The organism is Elstera sp., assembly GCF_044372965.1.
Taxonomy (GTDB): Bacteria; Pseudomonadota; Alphaproteobacteria; order Elsterales; family Elsteraceae; genus Elstera.
The window spans coordinates 1-3,312 of the sequence record NZ_JBILQX010000280.1 but is presented as its reverse complement, the minus strand read 5'-3'; the positions used below and the strand labels follow the sequence as shown (position 1 = coordinate 3,312).

Here is a 3,312-nt window from a genome sequence, read left to right as displayed (position 1 = left end):
AAATCATTGACCGTCGAGGTGCCGTTGCGCCGAAGGATGCGCACGATGGAATCATGTCGGACGCGGATGTTCATTTTCGAAGTTTAGCATATTTGGTGCCAAATTATGGCACCAATTCACTCTAGACGGGTCGTGTTAGCTCAACACGGAGACTGAACATGACCTCTCAAAATCACACGCCGGTTATCGTCAACCCTTCCCATCTGCACGACCCGACGCCAAATGGTTACAGCACGGCGGTCATCACCCCGGCGTCCGGTCGCCTGGCTTTTATCTCAGGACAAGGCGGGCAGGACCAGACTGGCGCTCTCTCGTCGGATTTCGGCGAACAGGTTACGCAAGCCTATGCGAACCTCGCCGCTGTGATCGACGCGCTCGGCGCGCGCCCGGACCAGGTCGTAAAACTGACCGTTTTCGTGGTCGATCACGATATGTCGAAGTTGGGGGTGCTGACCGAGACCGTGACGCGGATGTTCGGGGCCAAGCTGCCTGCGCAAACGCTGGTTCCGGTGCCAAAGCTCGCCATCGACCCCATGCTTTTCGAAGTTGAGGCGGTGGTTCTGTTGGCTTAAAAACCCGATCAAAGCGCCGACATTGTGGTGTATGACCTTAGTGAAGCACCTCAATGTCGGTGCTACCTGCCCCCGGTAACACGCTTGAAATTTCTGCCATAGAATCGCATTGTCAGGTTACATGTCACTACCCACAGGGGGGGCAAGACCATGCGCATCAGGGCACCAAAGGCGGGCGGAACTTCCCCGTCGCGGGACAAGGTTGAAGCCTATCGCGCGCGGATGCGAGCGCAGGGAATGCGGCCCATCCAGATATGGGTTCCCGATACGCGATCAGAGGCTTTTAAGGCCGAAGCGCGGCGACAATGCCTCGCCGTTGCGGGGAGCCCCCAGGCGGCCGAGGATCAGGCGTTTGTCGAAGCCCTGTTTGTTGGATGGGGCGAGGGGGAATGACGGGACCCACCCCCAAGCGCGGTGACATCTGGACGGCAGCGGAGAAGGGAGCGCACACGGGTAAACCCCGCCCGGTGGTCATTATTCAAAGTGATCGTTTCGATACCATCGGATCAATCACGGTATGCGGCTTCACCACCGACGCGACCGAAGCCCCGCTCTTCCGTATCCGCGTGGTGCCAAGCCCGGAGAATGGCCTCAAAACCGCGTCGGCAATCATGGTTGATAAGATCGTCGCCCTTCGGCGGGAGAGCCTCGATAAGCGGATCGGCAGACTCGAAGACGGCGAGCTTATACATTTGAACCGCTCCATCGCCATGTTCCTAGGCCTAGCCGACTAACTATTCCGCCGCGTCCCCCTTCGCCGCCTGCCACAGCGCCTCCATCTCAGCCAAGCTCGCCCCTTCCACCGACCGGCCCTCGCGGGCCAGCGTCGTCTCGATAAACCGAAACCGCCGGTCGAACTTAGCGTTTGTGCCGCGTAGCGCGGCTTCCGGGTCGATGTTCAGGTGCCGGGCGAGGTTCACGGCGCAGAAGAGGATATCGCCCAACTCATCCTCCAGCCGGGCGGTATCGCGGGTAGGGGCGGTGAATTCGGTTTCGAACTCGGCCAGTTCTTCGCGCAGCTTGTCGAACACGTCGTTTGGGTCGGTCCAGTCGAAGCCGACGCGGGCGGCGCGTTTTTGCAGTTTGAGGGCGCGGAGCAGGGCGGGCAAGGCGCGCGCGACGCCGTCGAGCACGCTGCTTGGCCCCTCCGTGGCTTTCGCCGCGCGCTCTTCGGCCTTAATCACTTCCCAGGCTGCGACCTGGCCCTCGGCGTCGCGACCGTCGGGGGCGGTGAAGACGTGCGGATGGCGGCGGATCATTTTGGTGGCGATAGCATCGGCCACATCGGCGAAGGTGAAGCCGCCCGCATCCTGGGAAATCTGCGCCTGGAAGACCACTTGCAAGAGGAGGTCGCCCAACTCCTCCTTCAGCGCCTGTGGGTCGCCCTCGGCGACGGCATCGGCCACCTCATAGGCTTCCTCTATCGTGTAAGGAACGATGGTTGCGTGGCTCTGCTCCAAATCCCAGGGGCAGCCGGTTTCGGGGTCGCGCAGCCGGGCCATGATGGCCAGCAGCCGCTGCACCGGGTCGGCGTGGTCGGGTGGGGGCAGGGTCATGCCGCGGCTTCGTCCTGAAACACGGGAACGCGGATCGTCTGACCTTTGGTCAGCACATAGAAAGCGTCCTGGGGCCGATCCTGGGCAAACATCGCTTCCTCATCGAGACCCAGATAGAGCCCGCGGAGGATAATCCCAGCAATGCCGTGGGAGATGACGATATTGGGGACCGTCACCTCGGCGTGCTCATCCAGCCAGTGGTCGAGCCGGGCAATCGCCGCCGCATCGCCCTCGCCGCCGGGAGCGGTGCGGAAAATATCGATGACATCGCGGTGCTGCTGCTCGGGCGGCAGGCTCGCGCGCATTTCCCGCCAATCCTGGCCTTCCCAGTCACCCGCCGTCATCTCGCGCAGGCGCGGATCGATCCGGTGGCTAAGGGCGTATCCGCCAGGGCCGCGCGTCAACTCGTCTGCAATCAGCGCCGCCGTTTGCCGCGTCCGCCCCAATGGGCTGATCTGGACCGGAAGCGGGCCGGGGGCGGGATAACGGCTGGCAAGAAACGCCCGCGCTGCTGCCCCCATCGCGCGGGCTTGCTCTTGGCCCAGATCGGTGAGCGGCGAGTCGCCGCCGCCTTGCATGCGAAAGCTTTGATTCCACAGGGTTTGCCCGTGGCGGAACAACAGAATCACGCGCCTATCTCCTCCGGAGCACAGCCGAACCGCAACAGCACGCCGCTGGGATCATGAATGTAGAATTCTTTCATACCCCAGGGCCGAATTTCAAATGCCGAAAGCCGAGGGACGCCCCGCGCCGCATACTCGGCATAGAGCCCGGAAATTTCGCCGCCGCGAATATAGCATGACGTGTTTTCAGCAAGGTTACGGTCCGCCGTGTGCCAGAGATGCAGTTCCATACTGCCGCGCCGAACGATGAGGTAATTATCGTCGCTATAAACAATCTCGGCAAAGCCAAGCAGCCCCGCGTAGAAAATTTTCGCTTCCGCAAGATCGCACGCGGGCAGAACGGGCAGGCAGACGGCGGCATCGGTCATCTCGGGGTCTCGGCAGGCAAAGGGGGCAAACCCACGCGCTCGCGGCGGCTACCGGGTGGTGATGACTTTATAGAAAACCACCGAAAGGGAGACAAGCTGCCATACTCTCCTGCTGACGGATTCACGTCGAAGTGCGACATGGGCTCGCTGGATCATAGGGTGTCGCCAAAACGGTCGCTACCTCCTTGAGAAA

The 3,312-nt window shown here is 61.8% G+C and carries 6 protein-coding genes; 3 read left to right on the top strand and 3 right to left on the bottom strand.

Features of this window, described 5'->3' with window-relative positions; translation table 11 throughout:
• Positions 1 to 158 precede the first annotated feature (158 nt).
• The 3 genes from ACIQ36_RS19570 to ACIQ36_RS19560 all read left to right on the top strand — a co-directional run bounded on the left by ACIQ36_RS19570 (position 159) and on the right by ACIQ36_RS19560 (position 1,306).
• Entirely contained in the window at positions 159 to 572 is a 414-nt protein-coding gene (locus ACIQ36_RS19570) for a RidA family protein (protein ID WP_395832479.1), read from the top strand.
• A gap of 150 nt (positions 573 to 722) precedes the next feature.
• Entirely contained in the window at positions 723 to 965 is a 243-nt protein-coding gene (locus ACIQ36_RS19565) for an antitoxin MazE family protein (RefSeq protein WP_395832478.1), read from the top strand.
• Positions 962 to 1,306, top strand: coding sequence for a type II toxin-antitoxin system PemK/MazF family toxin (locus tag ACIQ36_RS19560; RefSeq protein ID WP_395832476.1), 345 nt, complete (start codon positions 962 to 964; stop codon positions 1,304 to 1,306). The genes ACIQ36_RS19565 and ACIQ36_RS19560 overlap by 4 nt, the downstream gene beginning before the upstream one ends.
• Here the strand turns inward: ACIQ36_RS19560 and mazG are convergent, their stop codons facing one another.
• From mazG to ACIQ36_RS19545, 3 genes are read right to left on the bottom strand one after another with little or no spacing between them, the layout of a single operon-like run.
• Positions 1,307 to 2,128, bottom strand: coding sequence for a nucleoside triphosphate pyrophosphohydrolase (mazG, locus tag ACIQ36_RS19555; protein WP_395832474.1), 822 nt, complete (start codon positions 2,126 to 2,128; stop codon positions 1,307 to 1,309).
• Positions 2,125 to 2,757 carry a histidine phosphatase family protein gene (locus tag ACIQ36_RS19550; protein ID WP_395832472.1) on the bottom strand — a complete coding sequence of 211 codons (633 nt, stop codon included), beginning with the start codon at positions 2,755 to 2,757 and terminating at the stop codon, positions 2,125 to 2,127. The genes mazG and ACIQ36_RS19550 overlap by 4 nt, the downstream gene beginning before the upstream one ends.
• Positions 2,754 to 3,119 carry a bleomycin resistance protein gene (locus ACIQ36_RS19545; protein ID WP_395832470.1) on the bottom strand — a complete coding sequence of 122 codons (366 nt, stop codon included), beginning with the start codon at positions 3,117 to 3,119 and terminating at the stop codon, positions 2,754 to 2,756. Before ACIQ36_RS19545 ends, ACIQ36_RS19550 begins: the two co-directional genes overlap by 4 nt.
• Positions 3,120 to 3,312: the final 193 nt, after the last annotated feature.

Bases quoted from the DNA above. Each gene is read 5' to 3' on its own strand.
- ACIQ36_RS19560 (WP_395832476.1), top strand. From the start codon at position 962: ATGACGGGACCCACCCCCAAGCGCGGTGACATCTGGACGGCAGCGGAG.
- ACIQ36_RS19545 (WP_395832470.1), bottom strand. From the start codon at position 3,119: ATGACCGATGCCGCCGTCTGCCTGCCCGTTCTGCCCGCGTGCGATCTT.
- mazG (WP_395832474.1), bottom strand. From the start codon at position 2,128: ATGACCCTGCCCCCACCCGACCACGCCGACCCGGTGCAGCGGCTGCTG.
- ACIQ36_RS19570 (WP_395832479.1), top strand. From the start codon at position 159: ATGACCTCTCAAAATCACACGCCGGTTATCGTCAACCCTTCCCATCTG.
- ACIQ36_RS19565 (WP_395832478.1), top strand. From the start codon at position 723: ATGCGCATCAGGGCACCAAAGGCGGGCGGAACTTCCCCGTCGCGGGAC.